The sequence below is a fragment of the Thermotoga sp. Cell2 genome, assembly GCF_000789375.1.
GTDB lineage: Bacteria > Thermotogota > Thermotogae > Thermotogales > Thermotogaceae > Thermotoga > Thermotoga petrophila.
Genome location: NZ_CP003409.1, coordinates 575,269 through 599,780, shown reverse-complemented (window position 1 = coordinate 599,780; position 24,512 = coordinate 575,269). Strand labels below are relative to the sequence as shown.

General features: G+C 46.4%; 27 protein-coding genes, 1 tRNA gene and 2 pseudogenes. 19 read left to right on the top strand and 11 right to left on the bottom strand.

Annotation, left to right across the window (positions count from 1 at the left end):
- Positions 1-21 precede the first annotated feature (21 nt).
- From CELL2_RS03115 to CELL2_RS03105, 3 genes are read left to right on the top strand one after another with little or no spacing between them, the layout of a single operon-like run.
- Positions 22-510 carry a DUF6512 family protein gene (locus tag CELL2_RS03115; RefSeq protein WP_011943218.1) on the top strand — a complete coding sequence of 163 codons (489 nt, stop codon included), beginning with the start codon at positions 22-24 and terminating at the stop codon, positions 508-510.
- Positions 511-569: 59 nt separating this feature from the next.
- Positions 570-1,547: a Gfo/Idh/MocA family protein gene (locus CELL2_RS03110; RefSeq protein ID WP_038033444.1), complete on the top strand. Its 978-nt coding sequence runs from the start codon at positions 570-572 to the stop codon at positions 1,545-1,547.
- A gap of 13 nt (positions 1,548-1,560) precedes the next feature.
- On the top strand, positions 1,561-2,520 hold the full coding sequence (locus tag CELL2_RS03105) for an aldo/keto reductase (RefSeq protein ID WP_038033451.1): 960 nt from the start codon (positions 1,561-1,563) through the stop codon (positions 2,518-2,520).
- Positions 2,521-2,551: 31 nt separating this feature from the next.
- Here CELL2_RS03105 and CELL2_RS03100 read toward each other — a convergent pair whose 3' ends face one another.
- Complete coding sequence (locus CELL2_RS03100; RefSeq protein WP_038033454.1) at positions 2,552-2,731, bottom strand: YHS domain-containing protein; 180 nt, start codon at positions 2,729-2,731, stop codon at positions 2,552-2,554.
- Between the two features lie 94 nt (positions 2,732-2,825).
- Here CELL2_RS03100 and CELL2_RS03095 point away from each other — a divergent pair, with 94 nt between their 5' ends.
- The 4 genes and pseudogenes from CELL2_RS03095 (at position 2,826) to CELL2_RS03080 (ending at position 5,772) form a co-directional block, all read left to right on the top strand.
- Positions 2,826-3,083 carry a PLB family transporter gene (locus tag CELL2_RS03095; RefSeq protein ID WP_012310637.1) on the top strand — a complete coding sequence of 86 codons (258 nt, stop codon included), beginning with the start codon at positions 2,826-2,828 and terminating at the stop codon, positions 3,081-3,083.
- Entirely contained in the window at positions 3,076-3,399 is a 324-nt protein-coding gene (locus tag CELL2_RS03090; protein ID WP_038033457.1) for a carboxymuconolactone decarboxylase family protein, read from the top strand. The genes CELL2_RS03095 and CELL2_RS03090 overlap by 8 nt, the downstream gene beginning before the upstream one ends.
- Positions 3,359-5,541: pseudogene (locus tag CELL2_RS03085) on the top strand (heavy metal translocating P-type ATPase). The gene CELL2_RS03090 and the pseudogene CELL2_RS03085 overlap by 41 nt, the downstream one beginning before the upstream one ends.
- 27 nt (positions 5,542-5,568) lie before the next feature.
- Positions 5,569-5,772 carry a heavy-metal-associated domain-containing protein gene (locus tag CELL2_RS03080; RefSeq protein WP_011943213.1) on the top strand — a complete coding sequence of 68 codons (204 nt, stop codon included), beginning with the start codon at positions 5,569-5,571 and terminating at the stop codon, positions 5,770-5,772.
- On the opposite strand, the gene CELL2_RS03075 is transcribed toward CELL2_RS03080, so the two are convergent.
- The gene (locus CELL2_RS03075; RefSeq protein ID WP_038033464.1) at positions 5,757-6,341 is read right to left on the bottom strand and encodes a ThuA domain-containing protein; all 585 of its coding nucleotides are present in this window, start codon (positions 6,339-6,341) and stop codon (positions 5,757-5,759) included. The genes CELL2_RS03080 and CELL2_RS03075 overlap by 16 nt on opposite strands.
- Positions 6,342-6,492: 151 nt before the next feature.
- On the opposite strand from CELL2_RS03075, the gene CELL2_RS03070 reads away from it, so the two are divergent.
- From CELL2_RS03070 to CELL2_RS03035, 8 genes are all read left to right on the top strand, one after another.
- Entirely contained in the window at positions 6,493-7,503 is a 1,011-nt protein-coding gene (locus CELL2_RS03070; RefSeq protein WP_011943211.1) for a C4-dicarboxylate TRAP transporter substrate-binding protein, read from the top strand.
- A gap of 62 nt (positions 7,504-7,565) precedes the next feature.
- Positions 7,566-8,045 carry a TRAP transporter small permease gene (locus tag CELL2_RS03065; protein ID WP_011943210.1) on the top strand — a complete coding sequence of 160 codons (480 nt, stop codon included), beginning with the start codon at positions 7,566-7,568 and terminating at the stop codon, positions 8,043-8,045.
- 1 nt (position 8,046) lies between these two features.
- Positions 8,047-9,330 carry a TRAP transporter large permease subunit gene (locus tag CELL2_RS03060; RefSeq protein ID WP_038033465.1) on the top strand — a complete coding sequence of 428 codons (1,284 nt, stop codon included), beginning with the start codon at positions 8,047-8,049 and terminating at the stop codon, positions 9,328-9,330.
- A gap of 15 nt (positions 9,331-9,345) precedes the next feature.
- Positions 9,346-10,101, top strand: coding sequence for an SDR family NAD(P)-dependent oxidoreductase (locus CELL2_RS03055; RefSeq protein WP_038033470.1), 756 nt, complete (start codon positions 9,346-9,348; stop codon positions 10,099-10,101).
- 12 nt (positions 10,102-10,113) lie between these two features.
- Positions 10,114-10,956, top strand: coding sequence for a MurR/RpiR family transcriptional regulator (locus CELL2_RS03050; protein WP_038033473.1), 843 nt, complete (start codon positions 10,114-10,116; stop codon positions 10,954-10,956).
- Between the two features lie 16 nt (positions 10,957-10,972).
- Positions 10,973-11,956 carry a phosphoglycerate dehydrogenase gene (locus CELL2_RS03045; RefSeq protein WP_038033475.1) on the top strand — a complete coding sequence of 328 codons (984 nt, stop codon included), beginning with the start codon at positions 10,973-10,975 and terminating at the stop codon, positions 11,954-11,956.
- 39 nt (positions 11,957-11,995) lie between these two features.
- Positions 11,996-12,072, top strand: a tRNA-Thr gene (locus tag CELL2_RS03040).
- 33 nt (positions 12,073-12,105) lie between these two features.
- Positions 12,106-13,032, top strand: coding sequence for a site-specific DNA-methyltransferase (locus CELL2_RS03035; RefSeq protein ID WP_008193633.1), 927 nt, complete (start codon positions 12,106-12,108; stop codon positions 13,030-13,032).
- Here CELL2_RS03035 and CELL2_RS03030 read toward each other — a convergent pair.
- From CELL2_RS03030 to CELL2_RS02990, 9 genes and pseudogenes are all read right to left on the bottom strand, one after another.
- Positions 13,023-13,697 (bottom strand): hypothetical protein, encoded by a 675-nt coding sequence (locus CELL2_RS03030; RefSeq protein WP_004083091.1) that lies wholly within the window; start codon positions 13,695-13,697, stop codon positions 13,023-13,025. The genes CELL2_RS03035 and CELL2_RS03030 overlap by 10 nt on opposite strands.
- A complete protein-coding gene (locus CELL2_RS03025; RefSeq protein WP_011943205.1) occupies positions 13,672-14,976 on the bottom strand; it encodes an amidohydrolase family protein in 1,305 nt (434 codons plus the stop codon). Before CELL2_RS03025 ends, CELL2_RS03030 begins: the two co-directional genes overlap by 26 nt.
- A complete protein-coding gene (gene pyrE / locus CELL2_RS03020; RefSeq protein ID WP_011943204.1) occupies positions 14,973-15,536 on the bottom strand; it encodes an orotate phosphoribosyltransferase in 564 nt (187 codons plus the stop codon). Before pyrE ends, CELL2_RS03025 begins: the two co-directional genes overlap by 4 nt.
- A complete protein-coding gene (pyrF, locus tag CELL2_RS03015; RefSeq protein ID WP_011943203.1) occupies positions 15,533-16,138 on the bottom strand; it encodes an orotidine-5'-phosphate decarboxylase in 606 nt (201 codons plus the stop codon). The genes pyrE and pyrF overlap by 4 nt, the downstream gene beginning before the upstream one ends.
- Positions 16,135-16,947 (bottom strand): dihydroorotate dehydrogenase, encoded by an 813-nt coding sequence (locus tag CELL2_RS03010; protein ID WP_012310634.1) that lies wholly within the window; start codon positions 16,945-16,947, stop codon positions 16,135-16,137. The genes pyrF and CELL2_RS03010 overlap by 4 nt, the downstream gene beginning before the upstream one ends.
- The gene (locus tag CELL2_RS03005; protein ID WP_010865096.1) at positions 16,935-17,588 is read right to left on the bottom strand and encodes a dihydroorotate dehydrogenase; all 654 of its coding nucleotides are present in this window, start codon (positions 17,586-17,588) and stop codon (positions 16,935-16,937) included. The genes CELL2_RS03010 and CELL2_RS03005 overlap by 13 nt, the downstream gene beginning before the upstream one ends.
- Positions 17,551-18,724 (bottom strand): annotated as a pseudogene (locus CELL2_RS03000) (dihydroorotase). The gene CELL2_RS03005 and the pseudogene CELL2_RS03000 overlap by 38 nt, the downstream one beginning before the upstream one ends.
- Complete coding sequence (gene estD, locus CELL2_RS02995; protein ID WP_004083104.1) at positions 18,709-19,947, bottom strand: esterase EstD; 1,239 nt, start codon at positions 19,945-19,947, stop codon at positions 18,709-18,711. Before estD ends, CELL2_RS03000 begins: the two are co-directional and overlap by 16 nt.
- Positions 19,944-21,647: a YgiQ family radical SAM protein gene (locus CELL2_RS02990; protein WP_011943201.1), complete on the bottom strand. Its 1,704-nt coding sequence runs from the start codon at positions 21,645-21,647 to the stop codon at positions 19,944-19,946. The genes estD and CELL2_RS02990 overlap by 4 nt, the downstream gene beginning before the upstream one ends.
- 371 nt (positions 21,648-22,018) lie before the next feature.
- On the opposite strand from CELL2_RS02990, the gene CELL2_RS02985 reads away from it, so the two are divergent.
- From CELL2_RS02985 to CELL2_RS02970, 4 genes are read left to right on the top strand one after another with little or no spacing between them, the layout of a single operon-like run.
- Positions 22,019-22,402 carry a DUF2089 domain-containing protein gene (locus CELL2_RS02985; RefSeq protein WP_011943199.1) on the top strand — a complete coding sequence of 128 codons (384 nt, stop codon included), beginning with the start codon at positions 22,019-22,021 and terminating at the stop codon, positions 22,400-22,402.
- Positions 22,395-22,895 (top strand): hypothetical protein, encoded by a 501-nt coding sequence (locus tag CELL2_RS02980; protein ID WP_011943198.1) that lies wholly within the window; start codon positions 22,395-22,397, stop codon positions 22,893-22,895. The genes CELL2_RS02985 and CELL2_RS02980 overlap by 8 nt, the downstream gene beginning before the upstream one ends.
- 6 nt (positions 22,896-22,901) lie before the next feature.
- Positions 22,902-23,078, top strand: coding sequence for a hypothetical protein (locus CELL2_RS09360; RefSeq protein WP_164819368.1), 177 nt, complete (start codon positions 22,902-22,904; stop codon positions 23,076-23,078).
- Between the two features lie 12 nt (positions 23,079-23,090).
- Positions 23,091-24,332 carry an MFS transporter gene (locus CELL2_RS02970; RefSeq protein ID WP_011943197.1) on the top strand — a complete coding sequence of 414 codons (1,242 nt, stop codon included), beginning with the start codon at positions 23,091-23,093 and terminating at the stop codon, positions 24,330-24,332.
- Positions 24,333-24,512 lie beyond the last annotated feature (180 nt).

Genomic DNA, 24,512 nt, shown 5'->3' with positions numbered 1-24,512 from the left:
TCGTATAGGGGAGGTGTGATGATGCTCTGGAAGGCTTTGATCTTTCTGGGTATCTACGCTGTTCTTCACTTTGGCTACGAACTCTCCGGCTGGGAATTCTTAAAGCCCATCTGTGGAGTTGACGAGTCTGTCTTTGAACATCTCAAGATCGGCTTCTGGGCGTACTTTTTCACGAATATCATCGAGTATTTCTTCGCAAAGAAAAAACACGGGTTCTGGTATCCTCGTATCCTATCAACAGTTCTTCTTCCCTGGTTCATAGTGCTCATCTGGTACATGCTTCCTGTGTTCTTTGGACACATCGAATCGCTTGCTGTGGATCTTTCCTGGGCTTTTGTGGTAACCTTCCTTGCTGCGATCCTGTCGGAAATTTTCGAGAGAAATCTGGAAAGAAATTCTCTCGGAACAGATTTCAAAACAGTGATAGTTGTACTTTTCATCATCTCCATAATCTTCTACACCGCTTTTTCATTTGAAAAACCTTGGATCGACGTCTTCACTGAACATTGAAATGAAAACATTTTCAAACTATAATGTATTTGGAAACCACATGAAAGAAGGTGAAGCCTTTGAGAAAGATCAGATTGGGTGTTGTGGGGTGTGGAATCGCCGCTCGAGAGCTGCACCTTCCTGCTCTGAAGAACCTTTCCCATCTCTTTGAGATCACGGCTGTCACGAGTAGAACGAAGTCTCACGCTGAAGAGTTCGCGAAAATGGTCGGAAATCCTGTTGTTTTCGATAGATACGAGGAACTTTTGGATTCTGGTCTTGTTGACGCGGTCGACCTCACACTTCCCGTTGAATTGAACCTCTCGTTCATTGAAAAGGCCCTTCAAAAAGGAGTCCATGTGATCTGTGAAAAACCCATTTCAACGGACGTAGAAACGGGAAAGAAAGTTGTCGAGTTGTCAAAAAAGTCTGAAAAAACAGTCTACATCGCGGAAAATTTCAGACACGTTCCAGCGTTCTGGAAGGCAAAAGAACTGGTTGAGAGCGGGTCGATAGGTGATCCTGTTTTCATGAGCTGGCAGATCTGGGTGGGAATGGACGAAAACAACAAATACGTTCACACCGACTGGAGGAAGAAACCGAAACACGTTGGAGGTTTTCTCTCGGACGGTGGTGTTCACCACGCGGCGGCGATGAGGTTGATCCTTGGTGAGATAGAATGGGTTTCCGCCGTTGCGAAGGATCTTTCCCCGCTTCTCGGGGGAATGGATTTTCTTTCTTCGATTTTTGAGTTTGAAAGCGGTGTTGTTGGAAATTACACGGTTTCCTATTCTCTGAGAGGAGACGACAGGTTCGAGATCGTTGGAACGAAAGGAAGAATGGAAATATTCTGGGACAGAATAGTCCTGAACGGAGAAGAGATAGAAGTTCCCCATCAGGATAGTTATCAGAGAGAATTCGAGGATTTCTACCGTGTGATCATGGGAGAAAAGAGAAACGATCTGGGAGATCCTCTCGAGGCGCTGAAGGATCTTGCCTTCATAGAAGCATGTGTGAGATCTCAGGGAAACAGGGTGTCTGTTTCCAGTCTGCTGTGAGGAGGTGCTGTTTATGGAGTACAGGAAGGTTGGAAAATGGGGTATCAAGATCAGCGAACTTTCACTCGGATCGTGGCTCACTTTTGGAAAACAACTCGATCTGGACATGGCCACCGAGGTTGTGAAAAAAGCGTTCAACAGTGGGATAAACTTCTTCGACACGGCAGAGGCGTATGCGGGTGGAATAGCGGAGGCTATGCTCGGAAAGATTCTCAAAAGCTTCAGAAGAGAAGATCTTGTCGTTTCCACGAAGATCTTCTGGGGTGGAAGTGGCCCGAACGATCTGGGGCTTTCGAAGAAGCATCTTCTCGAGGGGACCTGGAACTCTTTGAAGAGGCTTCAGATGGACTATGTGGATATCCTCTACTGTCACAGACCCGATCCGAACGTTCCCATGGAAGAAGTTGTCTTCGCGATGGACTACATTTTGAGAGAAGGGCTTGCACTCTACTGGGGAACTTCTGAGTGGAGTGCGAAAGAGATAGAAGAGGCTCACAGGGTTTGCAGGGAACTGGGAGTTATGCCACCCATCGTGGAGCAGCCGCAGTACAACATGTTCGTGAGGGAGAGAGTGGAGAAAGAATACGCTCCTCTGTACGAAAAGTACGGTATGGGTCTCACCACGTATTCTCCTCTTGCCTCGGGCCTTCTTTCTGGAAAGTACAACAACGGTATCCCGGAAGGATCGAGGCTTGCCACGTTCCCGCAGGTGAGAAAGTGGCTCGAAGAAGGAGGACTGCTCAACGAAAAGACATTCGAAAAACTCAGAAAACTCCAGAAAATAGCGGATCAACTGGGAGCGAGTCTTCCTCAACTTGCCATCGCCTGGATACTGAAGAACAGGAACGTGAGCAGTGTCATCCTTGGAGTGAGCAGGCCAGAGCAACTGGAAGAGAATTTGAAGGCGGTGGAGATCAAAGAAAAACTCACAGAGGATGTGATGAAGGAGATAGAAGAAATCCTGAACGAATAAAAGGCGCCGGGCGGCGCCTTTTTTTAATCTTTCAATGACAACATCCATGACCACGTGACTTTCCCCGGTGCGCGTATTGTTCTGGATTATCTTTAAACTTTTCAGCACACTCTTGAGAACAGAAGTAGTACTCTTTCCCCATGTATTCCACCTTTTCCACCGCCTCTTCCTTTTCGATCTTCATTCCGCAGACGGGATCCTTCACTTTCATAAAATCCACCTCCTTACTGGAAAAATTCGACTTGAATTAGTCTCTCATAATGTGCTACAATTAGTGTAGCATAATTTGAGAGGAGGAATCAACGATGTGTCCTTTTTGTTTTTGGAGCTGGGGCTTCTGGCCCTGGAACTGGGGAGGAGTTATCATGATGATTTTCTGGGCAGTTATTCTGGTGGTTCTCTTTGCCTTTCTCTTCAGGTGGCTTGGAGGAGAAAGACATGAGAAAACGGAAGGAAGAACCAGTAACAAAAAGGCTCTTGAGATACTGAAGGAAAGGTTTGCCCGCGGTGAGATCACCGAAGAAGAGTACGAAAGAATGAAAAGGAGGATCCAGGATGAGTGAATTTGAACGCTGGAGAAAGGAATTCCCTGAAGTGAGTGGTGCCGTTGTAAGAATGAGAAACAAGGCTTTCGCTGACGGTTCTATCCCTGCAAAGTACAAAGTGCTGACGGCTTTAGCCATAGCGGTTGTGGAAAAGTGCAAACCCTGTGCTCAGGGATATTATCAGAAAGCGATCGAAATGGGTGCCACAAAGGATGAAATAAAAGAGATCCTCGAAGTTGCTATCACCATGGGAGCGTGCATTGCAGAAACCTGGGCGAGGGAGGTATGGCAGGATGGTCGATCAGAAGATGATGGAGGATCGTGCTGTGAATAATAATGATAAAATAAAGAAAACCTTCACTGTGACAGGGATGACGTGTGCTACCTGTGCAAAGACCGTTGAAAAGGCCCTGAGAAAACTCGACGGAGTGAAGTTCGCGGCTGTGAACCTTGCTACTTCAACTGGTTTCATCGTGGCAGAGAAAGAGATTTCCCTCGAGGAGATCAAAAAAGCCGTGGAGGAAGTGGGATACGGAGTAACAACGGAATCTCCAGAAGATGTGGAAAAAAAGCGATACGAAGAGTCAAAGAGAAATCTGATACTTGCCTGGCTCGTCACAGCCCCCCTTGCCCTCCTCATGATCTACCACATGTTTGTTTCTGAGGTGCCATATTTCACCTGGATAGAGTTGTTTGCTGGTGCGTTCGTTACGTTCTACGTGGGAAGGGGAACGATCAGAGGTGCATGGATAGCCCTCACACACAAACACACAAACATGGACACACTCATCTTCTTCGGTGCGGTGACTTCCTGGGTGACGGCTGTTCTTGACAGTGTGGGACTTCCTGTGATGTCCTTTGGTGCCATCGGCGCGATGATCGTTGCGTTTCATATCACCGGACGTTTCATAGAGTCTTACCTGCGTGACAGGGCCAGCAAGGAAATCAAAGCCCTTTTGAAACTTCAAGCAAAAGAAGCCCGCGTCATCACCGATGAAGGAGAAGTAATGATGCCGATAGAGGCAGTGAAAGAAAGGTTCATAGTACTCGTGAAACCCGGTGAAAGAATACCCGTGGATGGAGTGATCGTGGAAGGCCAATCTTCAATCGATGAATCTGTAGTAACGGGAGAATCCATACCGGTTTTGAAAAAGAAAACGATGAAGTGATCGGCGGTTCTTTGAACGTATCGAGTCCTATCAAAATAAAAGTCACAAAAATAGGAGAAGACACCTTTCTGTCTCAAATGATCAAATTGATTCAGGAAGCGCAGGGTTCGAAGGTGCCGATTCAGGCTCTGGCCGATAGAATCACCATGTGGTTTGTCCCAACGATCATTATTCTTGCAGTAGTCAGTGCCCTGGTGTGGTATTTCAACTACGAAACCTTCCTACCCTTTGTAGAAAAGGCAAGAGAAATCTTTCCCTGGATCATACAAACCAGTGACCCGCTGACCTTCTCTGTCTTCGTCTTCGTTGCAACGATCGTCATAGCGTGTCCGTGCGCTCTTGGTCTTGCAACTCCCATGGCGCTCGTCACGGGAACGGGACTTGCTGCAAAGAAGGGCCTTCTCATAAGAAACGCCGAGGCGATTCAGACATCGAAGGATATAGGAGTGGTGCTCACAGACAAGACAGGAACGCTCACCGAGGGTAGTCCAAAGGTGGTGGATCACAATCTCTCCGCTGAACTGATCAAAATTGTTGCGAGTATAGAGAGAAACTCGAACCATCCTCTTGCAAAGGCAATTTCTGAACTCTCTCAGGATGTGGTTGGGGTAGAAAACGTGGAAGAGATCCCAGGAGAAGGAGTGAGGGCACGTTACAAAGGAGAAGAGTATTTTGTCGGGAAGCCTCTGGATTATTCAAAGTACGAGTCTCTTCTGGAAGAGGGAAAGACCGTGGTTGAGGTGAGAAGAAACGGTGAAGTTGTGGGATTTCTTGCGATAGAAGATCCTATCAGGGAAGACAGTCCCGAGGCCGTGAGAAGGCTCAAGGAGATGGGAATAGAACCTGTCATGATAACGGGAGACAACGAAAAGACAGCAAGAGCGGTTGCAAGGCGACTTGGGATAGAGAAGTTCCACGCGGGTGTGAAGCCTTCTGAAAAACTGGACCTTGTGAGGTCTTACCAGGCTCAGGGAAAGAAAGTTGCGATGGTGGGAGACGGTATGAACGACGCCGCTGCTTTGAAAGGGGCAGACGTCGGAATAGCAATAGGTTCAGGAACAGACCTTGCCATCGACAGTGCAGACATCATCATAACAAAGGGTGGTATATCAAAAGTCGTCGATGCCATCGAGGTGTCGAGAAAAACCTTCAGAATCATAAAACAGAACCTGTTCTGGGCCTTCTTCTACAACGTGGTGGCCATTCCAATGGCGATGATGGGATTGCTTCATCCGGTGATCGCAGAACTCGCCATGGCTTTCAGTTCCATCACTGTGACTCTCAACTCTATGAGGGTGAGAGAGTGAACGATCAAAATCTGAGGAGGTGCTGCCATGAGGTACGTACTCAACGTTCCGGATATTTCCTGCAATCACTGCAAAATGAGAATTTCGAAGGCGCTGGAAGAACTGGGCGTTAAAAACTACGAAGTGAGCGTGGAAGAGAAGAAAGTGGTTGTTGAAACGGAAGATCTGGACAGTGTTTTGAAGAAACTCGAGGAGATCGACTATCCGGTGGAGAGTTACCATGAAGCCTGATTAACAAAGGTGTTGAGAACTTTCTTCAAAAAATCTCTAAAGACCTGATCCTTCAGGCCCTCACTGTGAGCAGATGTGAGGGCCAGTATTTTTCCGTTGTAATATCTTTTCATCCAGCCCGCGATGGAGGTACCGTCTTCTGATTCACTCCAGAGGAATATCTCCACATCGGAATACAGATCCACGAAATAGTGTTCATCTACGAGTTCAAATTCAACGTCCTTGCCGTAGTATCTCACTTTCTTCTGAGGTGGATGGTGGATGAACCTTCCTCCAACAAGCCTGTTGTAGCTCTCTGGAAAACGTGCAAGGCCGGAGTGCCAGACAAAGAGCATTCCTCCAGATCTCACGTAGTCTTCCAGAATCTTTGTTTCTTCCTCTTTGAACCACGGTGTTTCATCGTCGAGGAGGTTCCAGCGTCCTATGACAACAAGATCTGGGAATTTTCTGATCTCTGGGAAATCCTCAGGACGAAGATCATTGATCTCACAGTTTAAGGCATATTTCAAGGTTTCCAGAAAGAGATCGTGATCGTGGTATTTGTCGCCAAGAAAAGAAAAAACTCCCATCTCATCCCTCCTAATCAGTATACTATCACCACATTATGTAACAGAAATGTTAACCATTGACTTTCTATCCGATTGAGATATAAAATTTTTTTGCAAAGATATGGTTATAGTACCATAAGAAAAAATATTTTTACCGAGGAGGTGTGGGTTAATGGGTAAAAAGCTTCTTTTGATGCTGATTTTAGGCGTGTTTTTAGTGTCGGCTGTGTTCGGTGCAAAGTACACACTGAGATTTGGACACGTTCTTGCTCCAGGTGAACCGTACCATCAGGCGTTTCTGAAATGGGCCAAGGCAGTTGAGGAGAGAACGAACGGCGATGTTAGAATTGAAGTCTTCCCGAGTTCACAGCTTGGTGTGGAAGAGGACATCATCGAGCAGATCAGAATGGGAGCGCCTGTGGGATGGAACACGGACTCTGCAAGGCTTGGAATGTACGTTAAAGACATCGGCGTCATGAACCTTGCATACTTCATCGATTTCATGGGCGCAAAAACTCCTGAAGAGGCGATGGAGGTTCTGAAGAAGATCAAGCAATCTCCAACAATGCAGAAGTGGTTGAAAGAGTTGGAACAGAAATTCGGTATAAAGGTTCTCTCCTTCTACTGGGTGCAGGGTTACAGACACTTTGTGACAAACAAACCCATCAGGGAACCGGAAGACCTGAATGGTTTGAGAATCAGAACTCCCGGTGCGCCTGCATGGCAGGAATCCATAAGAGCTCTTGGTGCCATCCCTGTTGCCGTCAACTTCGGAGAGATCTACACAGCGGTTCAGACGAAAGCGGTCGATGGAGCAGAACTCACTTACGCGAATGTTTATAACGGTGGTCTATACGAAGTTTTGAAGTACATGTCTGAAACGGGACACTTCCTTCTCATCAACTTCGAAATCGTCAGCGCAGACTGGTTCAACAGCCTGCCCAAGGAATATCAGAAGATTATTGAGGAAGAGATTGACAAAGCGGGAATCGAAGTTTCTCTCAAAATCATGAAAGAACTCGAAGAAGAATACAAACAGAAGTGTATTGAAAAGGGTATGACAGTGATACCAGCTTCTGAAATCGACAAGGAAGCCTTTATGGAAAGGGCAAAACAGGCTTACAAGAATCTCGGTCTTGAGGATGCTCTCAACCAGTTGATCAAGGAAGTGAAGGGAGAGTAATCATCAATTGCCCGGCCCTTTCTGGGTCGGGCTTTCACTCTGTTCAGACAGAGGTGAGAGACGTGAAAAAAGTGGACCAGATTCTTTTGAAGTTTGAAAAACACGCCGCCAAGATTCTCCTTATGGTTATGATTGTTCTCGTTTTTGCTTCAGGAGTTGCCAGATTTCTAAAGCATCCAATAAACTGGGCTGTTGATATGAGTAGCTTTTTCTTTGCCTGGGCCTGTTTCTTTGCGGTGGATGTGGCCTGGCGTGAAAACAAGATGATGTCTGTGGACATCCTTGTGAAGAAATTTTCCGAAAGGACTCAAAAGATCATCAGGGTAGTGAATTACATCATTATCCTTGCTTTCATTGTTTATCTTATCGTGTGGGGCTTTTATCTTTCCTATAAAACAAGATACAGAACCTTCGTGGGGATACCAAACTTCAGCTACACGTGGGTCACACTGAGTGTTCCTGTTGGTGCAATTTTGCTATTCAGAACAACTGTACTGAAGCTGATAGAAGAGTTCAGAGGCAACAAGAAGGAGGAAAGATGACATGATCATAGTGCTCATTGCCTTCGCTGTTTTTCTGATGCTTGGCATGCCTGTTGCCTTCGCTATAGGAATATCCGGATTCCTCTGGTTTCTTCAGCATCCAGAACTTCCCATCACTATTCCGATACAGAGACTGCTTTCTCAAACAGTGAATTTCACGCTGCTTGCTATTCCCATGTTCATTGTGGCTGGTAATGTGATGAATTCTGCCGGTGTGACGAGAAGACTCCTTGATTTTGCCTCTACCCTCGTTGGTCACATGAGAGGAGGACTCGGTCAGGTTTCAGCTGTTCTTTCCACGTTGATGGGAGGAGTTTCCGGATCCAGTATTGCGGACGCGGCGATGGAAACAAGGATGCTCGGTCCAGAGATGCTCAGACGAGGCTATCCAAGAGGATTCGCTGTTGCCGTGAACGTCTGGACGTCCCTGATCACTCCTATTATCCCTCCCGGTATCGCTTTCATCATTTACGGTACAATCGGTCAGGTCTCCATAGGAAGGCTCTTTGCGGCGGGAATAGGACCTGGTCTTCTTTTGATGGTGGTTTACATGATCACCATATGGTTTGTTGCTAAAAGATTGAACCTTGCACCTGAACGAGAGAAACGAGCACCGATAAACGAAGTTTTCAGATCTCTTGGAAAGAGTATCTGGGCTCTTATGTTTCCGGTTTTGCTGATTGTGGGTTTGAGAGGCGGTATCTTCACCCCTTCGGAGGTTGGTTCTTTCGCAGTTTTGTACGGAATGCTGGTGGGATTCATAATACACAGGGAGATGTCTTTCAAAACCTTTTATTGGGAAACCCTGGAGAATTCTCTTGGTGATATCGGTAGTGTGATGTTCATACTTTCAATGTCTACAATCTTTGGTTACGGTATGATATGGGAAAGGATACCGGAAAAGCTCGCGGAATTTCTCCTTGGAATATCTTCCAATCCAAACGTTCTGATGATAATGATCTCCTTGTTCCTGGTCTTCGCTGGTTTGTTTGTGGACGCAACGGCTTTGATTCTCATGCTTACACCAATCCTGCTTCCTGTGGCAAGACAGGTGGGAATAGATCCCGTTCACTTCGGTTTGGTGTTCATTCTATCTGCTGCTATGGGTAATCAGACACCGCCTGTAGGTGCTTCCATGTATGCCGGTTGCTCTGTGCTCGGTGCAACCATAGAAGAATACATACAGGCATCCTGGCCTTTCCTCATAGTAACGGTGATAGCCATACTTCTCATCATCTTCTTCCCGCAGATCGTGCTGTTCATACCGAACCTCATCTTTGGATAAGGAGGGATTGAAGCTATGAACTTTCAGGGAAAGGTGGTTTTGATAACGGGAGCAGGTTCCGGCATCGGAAAGAAGGCAGCCATTATGTTCGCAGAAAGAGGAGCGAAAGTGGCAGTGAACGACATTTCCGAGGAGAAAGGCAATGGCACTGTGGAACTGATAAAAAGCAAGGGTGGAGAGGCCGTGTTCATTCTTGGAGACGTAACAAAGGATGCAGAACGGATAGTGAGAAGAACGGTGGAAGCGTTTGGGAGACTCGATATCCTTGTGAACAACGCGGGTATAGTTCCCTATGGAAACATAGAAGAGACTTCGGAGGAAGACTTTGACAAAACGATAGCCGTGAACGTCAAAGGGCCTTTCCTTCTTTCAAAATATGCTGTCGAGCAGATGAAAAAACAGGGCGGAGGAGTCATTGTGAACGTTTCCTCCGAAGCAGGACTCATAGGGATTCCAAGAAGGTGTGTCTACAGTGTTTCAAAAGCAGCACTCCTGGGACTCACACGATCTCTTGCCGTTGACTACGTCGATTACGGAATCAGGGTCAACGCGGTGTGTCCAGGCACCACTCAGTCTGAGGGGCTCATGGCGAGGGTGAAGGCTTCTCCGAATCCAGAAGAACTCCTGAAAAAGATGACCTCCAGGATCCCCATGAAGAGACTGGGGAAAGAAGAGGAAATTGCCTTCGCAATCCTCTTTGCGGCGTGTGACGAAGCCGGATTTATGACGGGCAGTATCATAAACATAGATGGAGGTTCTACCGCTGTGTAAGGAGGTCTTAGTGTGGATGTTATTCAGAGGATCAAGGAAAAATACGATGAGTTCACGAATGCAGAGAAAAAAATAGCTGATACCATCCTTTCTGATCCGAAGGGAATTATAGAGAGTTCCATCAGCGATCTCAGCGAAAAAGCAGGTGTGAAGAGTGAAGCTTCCGTCGTGAAGTTTTACAAAAAACTGGGATTGAACAGCTTTCAACAGTTCAAGGTGCTTTTGGCTCAGAGCATCTCCAGGGCACCGCTCGAGATCGTCTACGAAGATGTCTCGAGTGAGGACGATACGAAAACCATCACGGAGAAGATATTCAAAGCAACAGTGAGGGCCATCCTGGATACACTGAATTGGATGGATGTAGATTCCATCGAAAAGGCCGTCGATCTGTTTAAAAACGCTCAGAGGATCATATTCATCGGTTTCGCGGCCTCGGCAGCTGTTGCGTTTGATGCGTTTCACAAATTCACAAGAATAGGAAAGAACTGTCTGTTTTCTAACGATGAGCACATCATAGCAACCATTCTTGCTACAGCTTCACCAAACGATTTGCTGGTTGCCATTTCGCACACCGGAGAAACGATCTCTGTGGTGAACTTTGCCAGGAAGGCCAGAGAGATGAAGATACCGGTTGTTGCAATAACGGGAAACAGAAAGTCCACTCTTGCAAATTACTCGGACGTTGTCCTCGTAACGAACACGAAAGAGACGAAGATAAGAACAGATGCTATGACCTCCAGGATCGTACAACTCGTAATACTCGACACGATTTACACACTTCTTGCAGCGAGAGATCCAAAAGCCATAGAGAATCTGAACAAGAGCAGGTTGTCTGTCTCGGAGCTAAAGTACTGAACGTGGAGGGAAAAATATGAGGAAAGTTCTGATTGTAACACGAACCTTTGGTAAATATTCTCGAGAACCTGTTGAGTTTCTCAGAAAAAATGGATTTGAAACAATAAGGGCCGATACCATAGATCCTGATGTTTTGAAGAACGTGGACGCTCTGATCGTGGGCACACATCCTGTCACGGCTGAGATGATAGAAAACTCCCGTCTCAAAATCATAGCCAAGCACGGGGTAGGAGTGGACAACATAGATTTGGAAGCTGCCACGAAAAAAGGTATTCCCGTTACCATCACAGCCGGTGCAAATTCCCTTTCCGTCGCAGAGCTCACAATCGCTTTCATCTTCGCACTGATTAGAGGTCTTGTATGGGCTCACAACAAACTGTTTCTCGAAAGAAAATGGGAAGGAACGGTGGGACAGGAAGTTTCTGGAAAAACACTGGGTGTGGTGGGGTTTGGCTCGATAGGAAGAGAAGTGGTTAAAAAGGCTGTCTGCCTTGGAATGAACGTGCTGGTCTACGATCCTTATGTGAGTAAAGATAATGTTAGATTACTGGAGGCTACCCCTGTTGATGATCTGGATCAACTTCTAAAAGAGAGTGATTTCGTCTCACTCCATGTTCCGCTGAACGAAAGTACAAAGAACATGATAGGAGAAAGAGAACTCTCACTCATGAAGAAATCTGCTTTTTTGATCAACACCTCCCGCGGAGGACTGGTAGATGAAGAAGCACTCGTGAAAGCTTTGAAAGAGGGAAGAATAGCGGGTGCTGCCTTGGATGTCTTCTCTGAGGAACCTCCGAATCCCAATTCACCTCTTTTCAAATGTCCCAATCTCATCACCACAGCCCATATAGGTGCGCATACAAAGGAATCCATCCTCAGAATGAATATGATGGCTGCTCAATCTGTGGTGGACTTTTTCAAGGGTAATATTCCGAAATACGTGGTGAATAAAGAAGTAGCCCAGATTTTGAAAGAGAAGGGTTATCAAGAAGTATCTTGAACGGAAAAGGTTCGTGTGTTAAAATAACCACAGAAGCGAGCAGGCGTAGCTTCAAGCGGTGGAGCGCCGCCTTGGTAAGGCGGAGGGTGTGGGTTCGAGTCCCACCGCCTGCTCCATTTTCTATTTTCCTATCCCCAGGGGATGACATTGTGAAGAGAAGAAAATCAACAAGAACCAGTTCTTTTGGAGTAAAAGGCCGGGAAAGCCATGATTCATCTCCATTTTATAGTAGAGCGATCTATTCCAACTTTTCCCTTCCAAAACCTTCAGAGGAAGATCTCATCGAGAACCCACTTCCTGAAAATCTCTTAGACAAGGTCATTGAGGGGGATGCCAGAGAAGTTCTGAAAAAAATACCTGACTGTTCGATACATCTCATGGTGACTTCACCTCCGTACAATGTAGGGAAAGAATACGATGAAGATATGACTCTTGATGAATACCTTGAATTCATAGAAGAAATCATGAAAGAAGTGTACAGGGTTCTCGTCTGGGGTGGAAGAGCCTGTTTTAATGTAGCAAATCTTGGAAGAAAACCGTACATTCCTCTTCATGCGTATCTCATCCATTTGTTTGAAAAGATAGGCTTTTTGATACGTGGAGAGATCATTTGGGACAAAGGGGAAGCGGTGAGTGGTTCTTCGACTGCGTGGGGTTCGTGGATGTCTCCTGTAAATCCCGTGCTAAGAGATCAACACGAATATATAATTGTAATGAGTAAAGGAGATCTAAAGCGAAGAAAACCCAGTGATAGAGAAGCAAAATCAACAATAACAAGGGAAGAATTTTTAGAATTCACAAGGAGTGTGTGGAAATTTCCACCAGAGTCAGCTAAGAGAGTAGGACATCCTGCCCCCTTTCCTGAGGAACTTCCTTACCGTTGTATACAGCTCTACACCTTTAAAGGAGATGTCGTTCTCGATCCTTTTGCTGGTGTAGGAACAACTTGTGTGGCTGCCGTTAAAACAGGACGGCATTTTGTTGGAATAGAGATAAATCCCGAATACGTAAAAAAGGCCGAAGAAAGGGTAAAGGATATTCTCAGCAAACCTACTCTTTTTGAAGATCACTGTTGATATTTTTCTATCAACTCTTTTATGAGATCGTACCATCCTTTGAAATATTCTTCTTTTGCTTTGAGTATCAATTCAACGGGAAAAGGTTTGTAATCGATCTCTAAATAGTTTTCCTCTTTTTTTGAAAGCTCGATCAATCTTTTTACAGTAGAACTCTTCAATCCAAAACCACGCGGGTTTGTGTTGCTGCTCGGGAGTGAGTAGTACTCCTCCAACTTTGATTCATTTTTTTCTACTTCTCTCTGTAGGTCTCTCAATTTTTCTAAATCAATAACGCATAGTATTATTTTGTCTTTGTTTCTTGCAATGTAGAATATATCTGCCTGGAAGTTGAAAGTTAAAATTCTATCTTTGGTTGGGAATCCATCCCATGCTATTTTAACGTCGGAAAATCCTTCAGTTGTTTTTATACTGTACCTCTTTGTTGAGTCGTCTTGAAAAGTTATTTCAATATCCCAGTTTCTTTCTGTGTCTGGGGCTTGATTAACGGATTTTATGAAGTGTGAAAGTTCTTTTCTTATCATCTCAACTATGAAATTCTCACGCCTTTTACCTACATCGGGAGCTCTTCCTTCAAAATAAAAGATATCCCATGCTTTTCCAAGGATATCGATTCTCTCTTTGTTCTTTTTGAAAATATCAATGAGAGGATCCGTTTTTCTCATAAATCTTCTCCCCCTCCACAAACACCGCAATGGGATCATCCTCGAAAAGAAGTGGATTTCTCTCGTAGAGACAAAAGTCTGCTCTGTACCCTGCTTCTATCTTTCCTGTTTTTATTCCCACCTGACTTGCCCCCGCTTCCGTCATCAGGTAGAACGTTTCTTCTCTGGAGAAACCCATTTTGAGTGCGTGTTCTGCGATATATTTTGGGTCACACGGTGAAACGGGAGAATCCGAAGAGAAAGAGATAGAAACACCCGCTTTGAACATTCTGTAGAACGGATAGTGAAGAGCGTTCACCTTGACTTTCTTCAAAAGGGGCTGATCTTCGAAGAAGAAATGTGGCTGAACGGAAAAAGTGGTGTTTTTCACCCGTTGTAGATCCTTTTCCTGGACGAACTGAGCGTGGATGATTCTGTGACCGCGGTGTCTTTCGAGAACATCGAGAACAAGGCTCACCGCACTGTCTCCTATGGCGTGAACGTTCAAAATGAGATCGTGTTCGTCGCAGAAGCGAGCCAGTTCTTCGAGTTTTTCTTCTGTGAGAAGTTGCACACCCTGCGTTCCGTCGTCGTATTCACCGGAGATGAGAGCCGTTTTTGCTCCAAGGGAACCGTCCATGAAGACTTTGACTCCTTTAACGTGCACTCTCTTGTTGAGATCTCCGAAGTGTTCGGGTTTTAGATCCTTTGGTTTCAGCTTCTCGAAGAGTCTGATTCTGGAGTGTTTTATAATGGAAAGAAGCCTTTCCACGCTCACACCGTAAAGGTCATCGCTCTGAACGAATGTTACACCGTGTTTGAGAAATTCCTCTTCTCCTACTCTGTAGAATTCTGCTATTTTCTCTTTGAAGACGTATTCGTAGATCTTTTCCAAGTTCTCTACGAGATACCTTTCTTCGACTCCCAGAACCTCCATCGCTTTTTTGTTGAGAAACGCTTTGTGACCGCACCTTCTTATGAGAAAGACAGGCGCTTCGATTCTGTCCAACCTCTCAACAACCGATCCATCTGGTTCTTCGAACCAACCCCTTCCCACCACAACTTCACTGGTGAGATCTCTTTCGAAAAGCTCGTCCCAATCGTTGAACTGGACACTGAGTTTCGAAAAGCCCGTTCCCACAACGTGTGCGTGTGAATCGACAAAGCCCGGAACGAGGAAGTATCCTTTCGCATCAATGACAGGTTCATTTGCTTTTTCGACGAATTCTCCGTTTTCCACGAACAGATCTTTTTGAACAAACTCCCTTCCATTCCACACCAGGGCACCTTTTATTATCATTTCAACCCCCTGCTTCCCGGTTTTTCTGCCGGGATTCCCTGTTTGCAGAGTGGACAGTCTTCAGGATCGTAGACCGGAAGGTCGAGCTTCAGAAGACTTTCGAACGGAACTCCAAAGTCCACTTTTCCGCCGGAGCGATCGATGATGGAACCCACACACACCACGTTTGCTCCATACTCTTTCAAGAGCTCTATCACTTCCTTCACAGAACCACCCGTGGTCACCACGTCTTCAACTACCGCTGCTTTCTCACCAGGTCTTACGAAAAAGCCCCTTCTGAGTTTCATCACTCCGTTTTCTCTTTCCGCGAACAACGACCTCGCTTTCAGGTACCTTGCGACGACGTACGAGAGTATCACTCCTCCCATCGCAGGACCCACTACTGTTTCCACATCGTACTTCCTCAGAAGCTTTGCTAATTCTTCTCCCACGATGTCGCCGTACTCTGGGAACTCGAAAAGACGTGCGCACTGCACGTATCTTGAGGAGTGTTTCCCGGAAGAGAGAATGAAGTGCCCCTCCATCAAAGCACCGGTTTTCTCGAGGATTTCCTTTATCACAGTCTCATCTCCTTTATTCTTTTGATCTTTTCTCCGGGATTTTCGCTCAGGTAGATCTCTCTTCCGAGCACAGCAAAATCCGCTATTCCCTTCATTTCTTCGAGCGTTACGACGTCCTTTTGATCGTCTGCTTTCACTTCCATTCTGATGCCGGGAACGAGAATTTTGCCTTTTATCTTCTCTCTCAGAGCCTTTGCCCATGGACCAGGAAGCACGAAATCACACCCAAGCTTGTTCAGTTTTTCTATCCTGTCCATGTAATCCTCGAGAGATCCTTCCATGGAAGTGAGTTTCACCACAACGAACACATGTTTGTCTGTTGTCCTGAGGGCTCTCTCCACGCTTTCGTATCCAGCGCAGGAGTGAACTGTGAAACCTATGATCGCCGGATGATCCCAGCTCTTTATGGAACGTTCCACCGTTGAAGGGATATCACAGAACTTCAGGTCAAGGATTATCTTCAAATTCCTCTTTGCGAGTTCGTCGAAGATCTTTTTTCCGTGTACGGCGAGGTTGTGCCCCACCTTCACCACTTCGAAACTGCCGTTTTCGTCGATGAATCTGATAGGATCTTCCATGTCCAGACTGAGAACAGGTGTCATCTTTTCACCTCCAGCAGATATTTTCCAATTTCTTCCACAACACCGGGATCTTTGAAGAGAGCGCTTCCGACTCCTATCACGTCCGCTCCCACTTTCAGGAATTCTTCTGCGTCTTTCACGGAGTACACACCACCGCTTGCTATCACAAAGAGTTCTGGGAATCTTTTCTTCACTTCGTACACTGCCCTGAGGGCGATCGGTTTCAGCACGGGACCAGAAAGTCCTCCTAAGATCATCGTGTCTTTTTCAAAATGCAGTCCCCTCACCGTGTTCACGAGCGTGATTCCGTCCCATTCCGCTTTCATCACAAATTCCGCGGCATCTTCCACAAAGATACCCTCTACTCCCACTTTCGCTATCAGGAAGGAGTCGGGAAGTTCTTTTCTAAGTGTGTTCAGGAGTTTCTTCCACTCTTCCGCGTTTTTGACTATGGAGAGTCCTCCTTCTTTCACGTTCGGACAGGAGAAATTGAACTCCACCGCATAGAATCTGTCCGCTACCTTTTTGAACACACGGGCCACTTCCAGATACTCCTCGAAAGAATCACCGCCGAGACTTGCGATCATGGGAACGGGAAGTTCCGGAATGTTTTCAACGAACGCGTGTATTCCGGGGTTTTCCAGTCCGATCCTGTTTATCACGTAGAAATCGCTGTCTGCCATTCTGGGAGTGGGGTTTCCTTCTTTCGGATGGAGCGTGACGGTTTTCAGCAAAACACCGCCCACGTATCTGTGATCCATGAGCTTCAGATACTCTCCAAAGCCGGCAGGACCGGAGAGAAGAACAAGGGGAGGTTTCAGCTCCAGCACAGTTCATCACCTCTGAATATAGGACCATCGGTGCAGACGTGTTTCACACCCTCTTTTGTGAAGACGGCACAGGACTTACACGCTCCTATTCCGCATCCCATGTATTCTTCGAGCGAGAAGTAAACTTCTTTTCCTTTCAGGTGTTCCCAGCAGACTTTTTCCATTCCCCGAGAACCGGAGACGAGGTACCAGTCGTACTCTCCCGTGGAGGAGAGTTTACTCAAAAACTCCTCATCACCAACGGCCGTTTCGTGATCAAGTGGTATCTGGAAGGGAGTTCTGCTTCCCACGAGTACATCCACGTTCATCTTCTTTCGGAACGCTTCGGCCATCGTGAGGCATGTGGGAGAGATGATGAGAAGGCCTTTTCCAGGCTTTTCGAAGCCGTTTCCAAGAGGACCGTGACCTTTTATCTTCTCTGCTTCTTCGACGATCCACTTCGTTCCCTTTCCCTTCACCTGAACGGAGATCGCTGTGTGATCTTCCCAGTATCCGAGAACGAAAGGCTTTCTGACGAGTTTCGGTGTCTCCAACATGACGAACTGTCCTGGAGAGAAATCGATCCGCTCCTCGAAGAGAACGATCCAGGTATCCTCGTTCACTCTAATCGTTTTCTTTTTGGTCAGCAATAACCTCTCCATCTATCATCACCCATCTTCCTTTGAGTTTTAAGAGCGACCACTTTTCCCTTCAGTCTGACACCGTCGAACATGGAATTCTTCCCTTTGCTTTTGAATTTTTTTGCGTCCACGATGAACTCTGCCTCCGGATCGATGAACACAAGAGTATCTTCTGTGAGACGAGCTTCAACACCGAGCACTTCGAGGGGCTTTTTCGTGAGTTTTTTTACGACGAGTTCGAGATCACCCAGGGCTGTGTAATAGGCAGGAAAGGCGATTTCTATGGATGTTGAGCCGTAGGGAGCGGTGAGAAAATCGTCCGGTTTTTCGTGGTGTGGCGCGTGATCCGTCGCTAGAACATCGATCACATCTTTTTTCACGGCCTCAATGAGAGCTCTTCTATCCTCCGGAGATCCGAGAGGAGGGTTGATCTTGAAGTTCGTGTTTTTGATGTCTTCGTAGCAGAAAAACAGGTGGTGCGGTGTTACTTCACAGCTGACCTTTGCCAGGTTCTTCAAAAACGATATCACTTCTACGGAGTACTTCGTTGTTACATGCTGGATGTGGAATCTTTCGAATCCGTACTCAAGGCCCGTCAGAACGGTTCGTGCTATGGCTATCGCTTCGTTCGATCTCGGTCTTTTCTGAAACGGTAGAGGAGCTCCCTCGTAGAAGATTCCATCCACCTCGTACATCTGGCTGTGGTCGAACCAGAGGGCTTTCTTTTTCTTTTTCATCGTTTCAACGAGTGTAGGGTAGTCGTACTCTATGCCGTCCGTTGAAAAGCCCACCACTCTTTCTCCTTCAGCTTCGATCGATCCGAAGGGAGAAACGGCAAAGAGAAACTCGACCGCTCTGTTTTTGGAGAGATCCAGGTGTCTTTCCAGAACTTCTTTGCTGTCTATGAGTGGCTTTGTATTGGGCTGTACCACCACTTTAAAAAAGCCTCCCACAAGGGAGGCTTCTTCTAAGGAGCTGTAATCTTCTCCACCATTGAGGCGAACATGAACGTGAAGATCGACAAAGGGAAACGTGGCAACCAATCCTTTCGAGGGAAAGGGTGTTTCTATTTCTTCTTCTATCCATTTCTTTCTAAACGGATCGTAGATCCTCACACTTTTCCCTCCGAATTCCTTTCCTGTTATTTTACCATCCACCTGGCGATCTCATCTATTACTCTTTTGTCAACGTGACCTTTCTTCATGTATTCAACCGGCGTTGATTTTCCTTCTCCTGAAATCATCAAGTGATTGAGATCGTCGAAGACGAGTATTTTCACATTTTCCCTGCCTGAAAGTTCCTTCAACCAGATCTCCTGGTCCTTTTCAGTCACCTGGTAGTCTCTGCCGCCGAAGATCAAAAGCATGGGGATGGTTAGTCTCTTCGCAATTGAAGCAGGATCTCTTTCTCTCAGATCGTAAAAGTACTTCGCGGGAGCTCCAAGGACGAATTCATCTGGAGGAATCTCTTTTCTTTTGAGTTTTTCCAGAATGTTCAGAGTTTCTTCTACGTTGCTTGCAAGACCCAGAGACTGAAGATATTTCAACTGATCTTCCATGACTTCTTCGAGCGGTCTTGCGGGCGGTGCTATCATGACAACACCGTCTGCCTTCGATCTTTCCGCTATCTCCGGTGTGAGCATCGCACCGAGGCTGTGTCCCAGCACATAAACTCGGGAGACGTCTTTTCTCTCTTTGAGTATCTTCACCGCTTCCAGTGCGTCTTCTATGACTTCTTTTTCGACGGTCAGGGTGGTAGGGTCTACTTTCTCGACGAACGTTCTTTTGTGGTATCTGAGAACGATGATACCCTTCGAAGACAGACCGTACGCGATGTCCTTGAATATCTTGTTTGGACCGATGGTTTCGTCCATGTCGTTCGGTCCAGAGCCGTGCACGAGGACAACAGCCGGGAACGGTCCGCTTCCTTTTGGGATCGTGATCTTCCCGGGAAGGCCGTTCACGGTGATATCCTTCTCCTCAAAGCTCTCCGGGTCCACGTAGTCTGGAAGTTCGTACTCTGTCTTTGTAGCCTGTTTGAAGAAGAGTCCGGCGACTTTTCCTTCTCTGTCCATGGTGACAAGTGCTGAGATTTCTCCTCTGTCGAACTTCAGAGTGAAGTTGTAGATCTCGTATTCAGCCTGGATGATTTTCTCGTATCCAGCGATTTCTCTGAAGTCACTGAGCTGTGCTTTCAGAGAGTTCCAGATGTTTGAAAGACTCTGGACACTGAGCTGTGCTTTTACCTGATTGGAACACATATTCAAAGCCGATTCGAAGTTTTCAGAGGTGAGATGTTGAACGAAGAGAAACGCTTCCTGATCGAAGGCACCAAACACCATCACACCGAGAAAGAGCGAAAGGAAGACAGTGAGTCTCATCTCTTTTCCCTCCCCTTCTTTTTGAACAGCACGTTCTCCTTCATCTTGTTTCTTACCTTCAGCGATCTTTCGACGTGAACCTTTTCACCTGTGAAGGGATCCAAACCAGAGTAGTACATCGCGGTGCTCACCGTTCCGGGAGTAGGTGTGAATATCTGGATCTGCTGAGGAAAGTACCCGAGGTGTTTGAGTATGAAGTCTCTCAAGTAATTGTTCTCCCTCCAGCCTTCTCCCGGATGTCCCACTATGAAGTAGCCGATCACGTACTTTCTCTTTCCTATCTTCTTTGCGAGTGTTTCAAAGCGCCTTTTGAACTCGAGGAACAGTTCTACAGGCGGTTTTCTCATCAGAGATAGCACCTTTGGATGAGCGTGTTCGGGGGCGAGTTTCAGCTGTCCCGGGGTGTACTTCACGAGTTCCCTTATGAAGACGTCTGGATCTTTTTCGGCAAGGACGAAGTCGTGCCTGATCCCGGAAGAGACAAAGACGTTTCTGACACCTGGTATTTTCCTGATCGACTCGAGAAGAGAGATGAATTCGTCATGGTTCGGTCGGACAATCTTGCACACGCTGGGATACAAACAGAACTTCTGGCACTGTCCTTTCGTTTCTCTGATGGAACAGCTCGAACCGTAGAGGTTCGCAGTCGGCCCTCCAACATCCGTGATGGTACCTTTGAAATCCTTTTTCTTTGTGAGGATCCTCACTTCTTCGAGAATGGAATCTTTGCTGCGGTAGGAAACGTGGGTCGTCTGGTGCTGTGTGAGGGCGCAGAAAGAACAGCTTCCGAAACAACCTCTCACGGCCGTTATCGAGAACTTCACCGTTTCTATCGCCTTCACTCTTCCCATCTTTGCGTAGAAGGGATGAACTTCTCTTTCGAAAGGAAGAAGGTAGAGCCGGTCGAGTTCCTCCTGGGAAAGTGGAAGTTGCGGGGGATTCTGAACAACATATCTTGTGTCCTGTTTCTGGTAGATCAGAATGTTCTTGTATGGATCAGTATACCAGGTCTGAAGTTTCAACGCTTCGGCGTATTTTTCGGGATTCTCTGAGATTTCATCGTAGGAGGGTAGTTCGATGCCTCCTTCAGGTTTTTGAGAGGACCACCAGACAACTCCACGAACACTTTTGCACTTTTCTATATCACCTGTTCTGGAAAGAATCTGTGCAATCTCAAGAACTGCCTTCTCACCCATTCCATAGACGAGGAGATCCACCTTTGAATCGATGAGGATGGATTTTCTCACCTTTTCGCTCCACCAGTCGTAATGTGCGAACCTTCTGAGGCTCGCTTCCAATCCACCAAGGACAACGGGAACTTCCGGGAAGAATCTCTTGATGAGATTCGTATAGACGATGGTTGCTCTGTCAGGTCTTTTTCCACCAGATCCACCCGGTGTGTAGTCGTCCGTTTTTCTCTTTTTCTTTGAGGCCGTGTAATTCGCCACCATCGAGTCAACGTTTCCAGCGGTGACACCGAAGAAAAGACGAGGCCTTCCAAGACGTGTGATGTCTTTTTCTGTTCTCCAGTCCGGCTGAGCTATGATTCCCACTTTGAAGCCGTGAGAGACGAGATAATGACCGATGAGGGCAACACCGAAGGAGGGATGATCCACATAAGCGTCACCTGTGACAAGAATGACATCGAGCTCTCTCCAGCCTAATTTTTTCATTTCCTCACGTGTTGTGGGAAGAAACACAGTATCACCCTATGTATTTTAAAACAAAAAAAGCCTCGTTTCGAGGCCTGGTTAAAAAACAGGGACGCAGGGGCACGACACTTATTTCTTTTGAGGTTGCTTTATCTTTTCATTGTGGATCGAAATCAACACATCTACCGGTATCAACACTAACATTTTCCTCACCTCCTTTTTGAGAATTACTCTCATTTTTCATGTGTAAGTGTATCATCGGGAGATTAAGAGTCAAATAAGGTAACGCTAATTATATGTAAAGAAAGACTCATTTCACGGTGAAGAAGGGAGCAATAAGAATCCTCACAGAAAAATTTTTGGGGACTTGACAAAATATTTGGTGATAGTCTAAAATATTTTGCAGGAGGTGACAAAATATGTTGCCCAAGTGTCCGGTCTGCGGAAAAGAAATGATAGTTACAGAGCTTCACTGCAAAAGAGACGATGTCACTGTGCGGGGACATTTCAAAGCGAGCCCGTTCGATTTTCTCGACAAAGATGAACTCGAGTTCGTGATTCTATTCTTCAAGGCGCGTGGGAATTTGAAGGAGATAGAGCGTTACACAGGACAGGGCTATTTCGCCTTGAGGGGGAAGCTGGAGAGAATCCTGGAGAAGATGAATCTCCAACCCCTTGGAGAAGTGGAGGAAGAAGCTGCAGAAGAGGATCTCTTCAAGCAGGTGAAAGAAGGGAAGATCAGCGTTGAGGAAGCTTTGGAAATTCTGAAGAAGAGGAAAAAAGGAGGAGAGAGCGATGTCTGAGGAGATCAGAAAGATCCTGGAAGCTGTGGCAAGGGGAGAAATCAGTCCAGAAGAAGGGGAGATGCTGATAAAGGCGGTACAGGAAAAGGAAAGAGAAGAAATCGGGCCAAAAGGTGATTTTTCTGAACGGGAGGGCGACTACATCCTCGGCGAAAACGAGATAGTGGAAGAAGATCTCGTCCTTTCTAAAAAGAAAGCGATCATAAGGGGAAAAATCAAAGGAGATCTTGCGCTCATCAACTGTGAAACGTTCTTTTCCGGAGAGGTGGAAGGTGATCTTGCCGTCATCGGCGGAAAGATCGAATTCGATGGAGGAACGGTGAAGGGAGATCTCGCTCTCATCGGCGTCAAAGAATCAGGGAAAACACCGGTGGTGGAAGGTGATATCGCGAGGATATCGAACTTCTTCGTCAGCGGTATTTTGAAAATGGTCTCTCCTTTCATCAGTAACATCTCTGTTTCTTCCAAGAAGAAGGTCGAAGGAAAAGAATGATCTTCCATGAAGGTGTATCTGATGGTTTCGACGATTCTTGTGGTGATGTTGTTTTCTTTGATATGGCTGTATGTGCTGTTTTTTTCTACTGTAGAGACAGCTCCATCTTCACCGGCGGTTTGGGAACTGGGTGTCACAGAAACATCCAGTGCAATGGTACCTGGAAGTCTTCAGGATCGATGAGGAGGGAGTACTGTGAATGAGCTCTTACACTGGAAGAGGAACTTCTTCCTTCTTGCCCTCGGAAGGTTCGTATCGATTCTTGGAAGTTCCATTCAGGCGGTTGCGATTCCTCTTTTTGTACTGGATCTGACACACTCTGGATCTGCTGTTGCCCTGATGACCGTAGCCTACATGGTTCCGAGGATCCTTTTCACACCCATAGCCGGGATCGTGGGAGACAGGGGAGATAGAAAGTTTCTCATGGTCTCGATGGATTTTCTGAGGGGATTTCTCATCTGTTTTCTGGCCCTTCTTGCGTTCAGAAACTCCGTCACCCTTCCCGTTCTCTACGTTTCTCAGATAGCGATGGCTGTCATGGACAATCTCTTCGACATACCGACAGGTGCGATGTTTCCCGATATCGTTCCTCAGGATTTTCTCATGAGAGCCAACTCCATCATGGGTATGGTGAGGATCTTTCCACAGATCCTGGGCCCCGCACTGGGAGGAGTGATCTACGGATTCTACGGTATAGCGATCGTTTTTCTTGTGAATGGGGTGTCTTTTGTCCTCTCTGCTATCAGTGAGATCTTCATCGTTTACAGCCGAAAGGTGGAGAAAAAGCCAGCAAAATTCTCTCAGATCCTTGAAGATCTCAAAGAAGGATTTCTCTTCATCTGGAACCACGAGCTCATACGAACCATTCTGATCTTCGCACTTTTTCTGAATCTGCTCATCTCTCCGCTGTTCATGGTGGTGTATCCTTACACGATCAGGGAAGTGATGAAATTTTCGGCTCAGGAATTTGGTTTCCTGGAGACTTCCTTCACCTTAGGGGCGCTTCTTGGGAACTTTCTGATCGCATCGTACCTGTCAAAGAAGAACATGTGGAAGGCCATGAAGATTTCTATCTTTCTTTTTGAACTTCCCATCGTCTTCCTTGGCTTTCTCGTCATGCCTGATTTTTCCTTGAACAGACTGGTTCTTTTCTCGCTGTTTTTCATCACGTTCCTGATAATGGGTTTTTTGAATCCCATCATCAACGTTCCTCTGGACACGGCGTTTCAAAAGATGACACCTTCTCACATCAGAGCGAGGGCCTTTTCTTTCCTCATTCTCGTAGCAAACGGAGTCACTCCGCTCGGATCGGTTCTCTACGGATACCTCGTTGATAGAGTGCCGGTCCATTTTCTTTACTATATTGTCGGAGCGCTTTCTTTTCTGGTCGCTGTGCTGCTTCTGGTAGCTTTGAGGGGAAAAGAGCTTCCCACTTGATTTTTCCAGCGTTGTTTGTTAGAATAGTAACCAAACAGGGGTGAAAGGTTATGCGATGTGGAAGAATAATATGTCTCAAATCGATTGAACACAATTATTATTACTTTTGGTTTAACAGGGGCACCTGTCCGTGAGTGCGACCGCTCCGGGCAGGTGCCTCTTTCGGTATCTGCCCGGAGC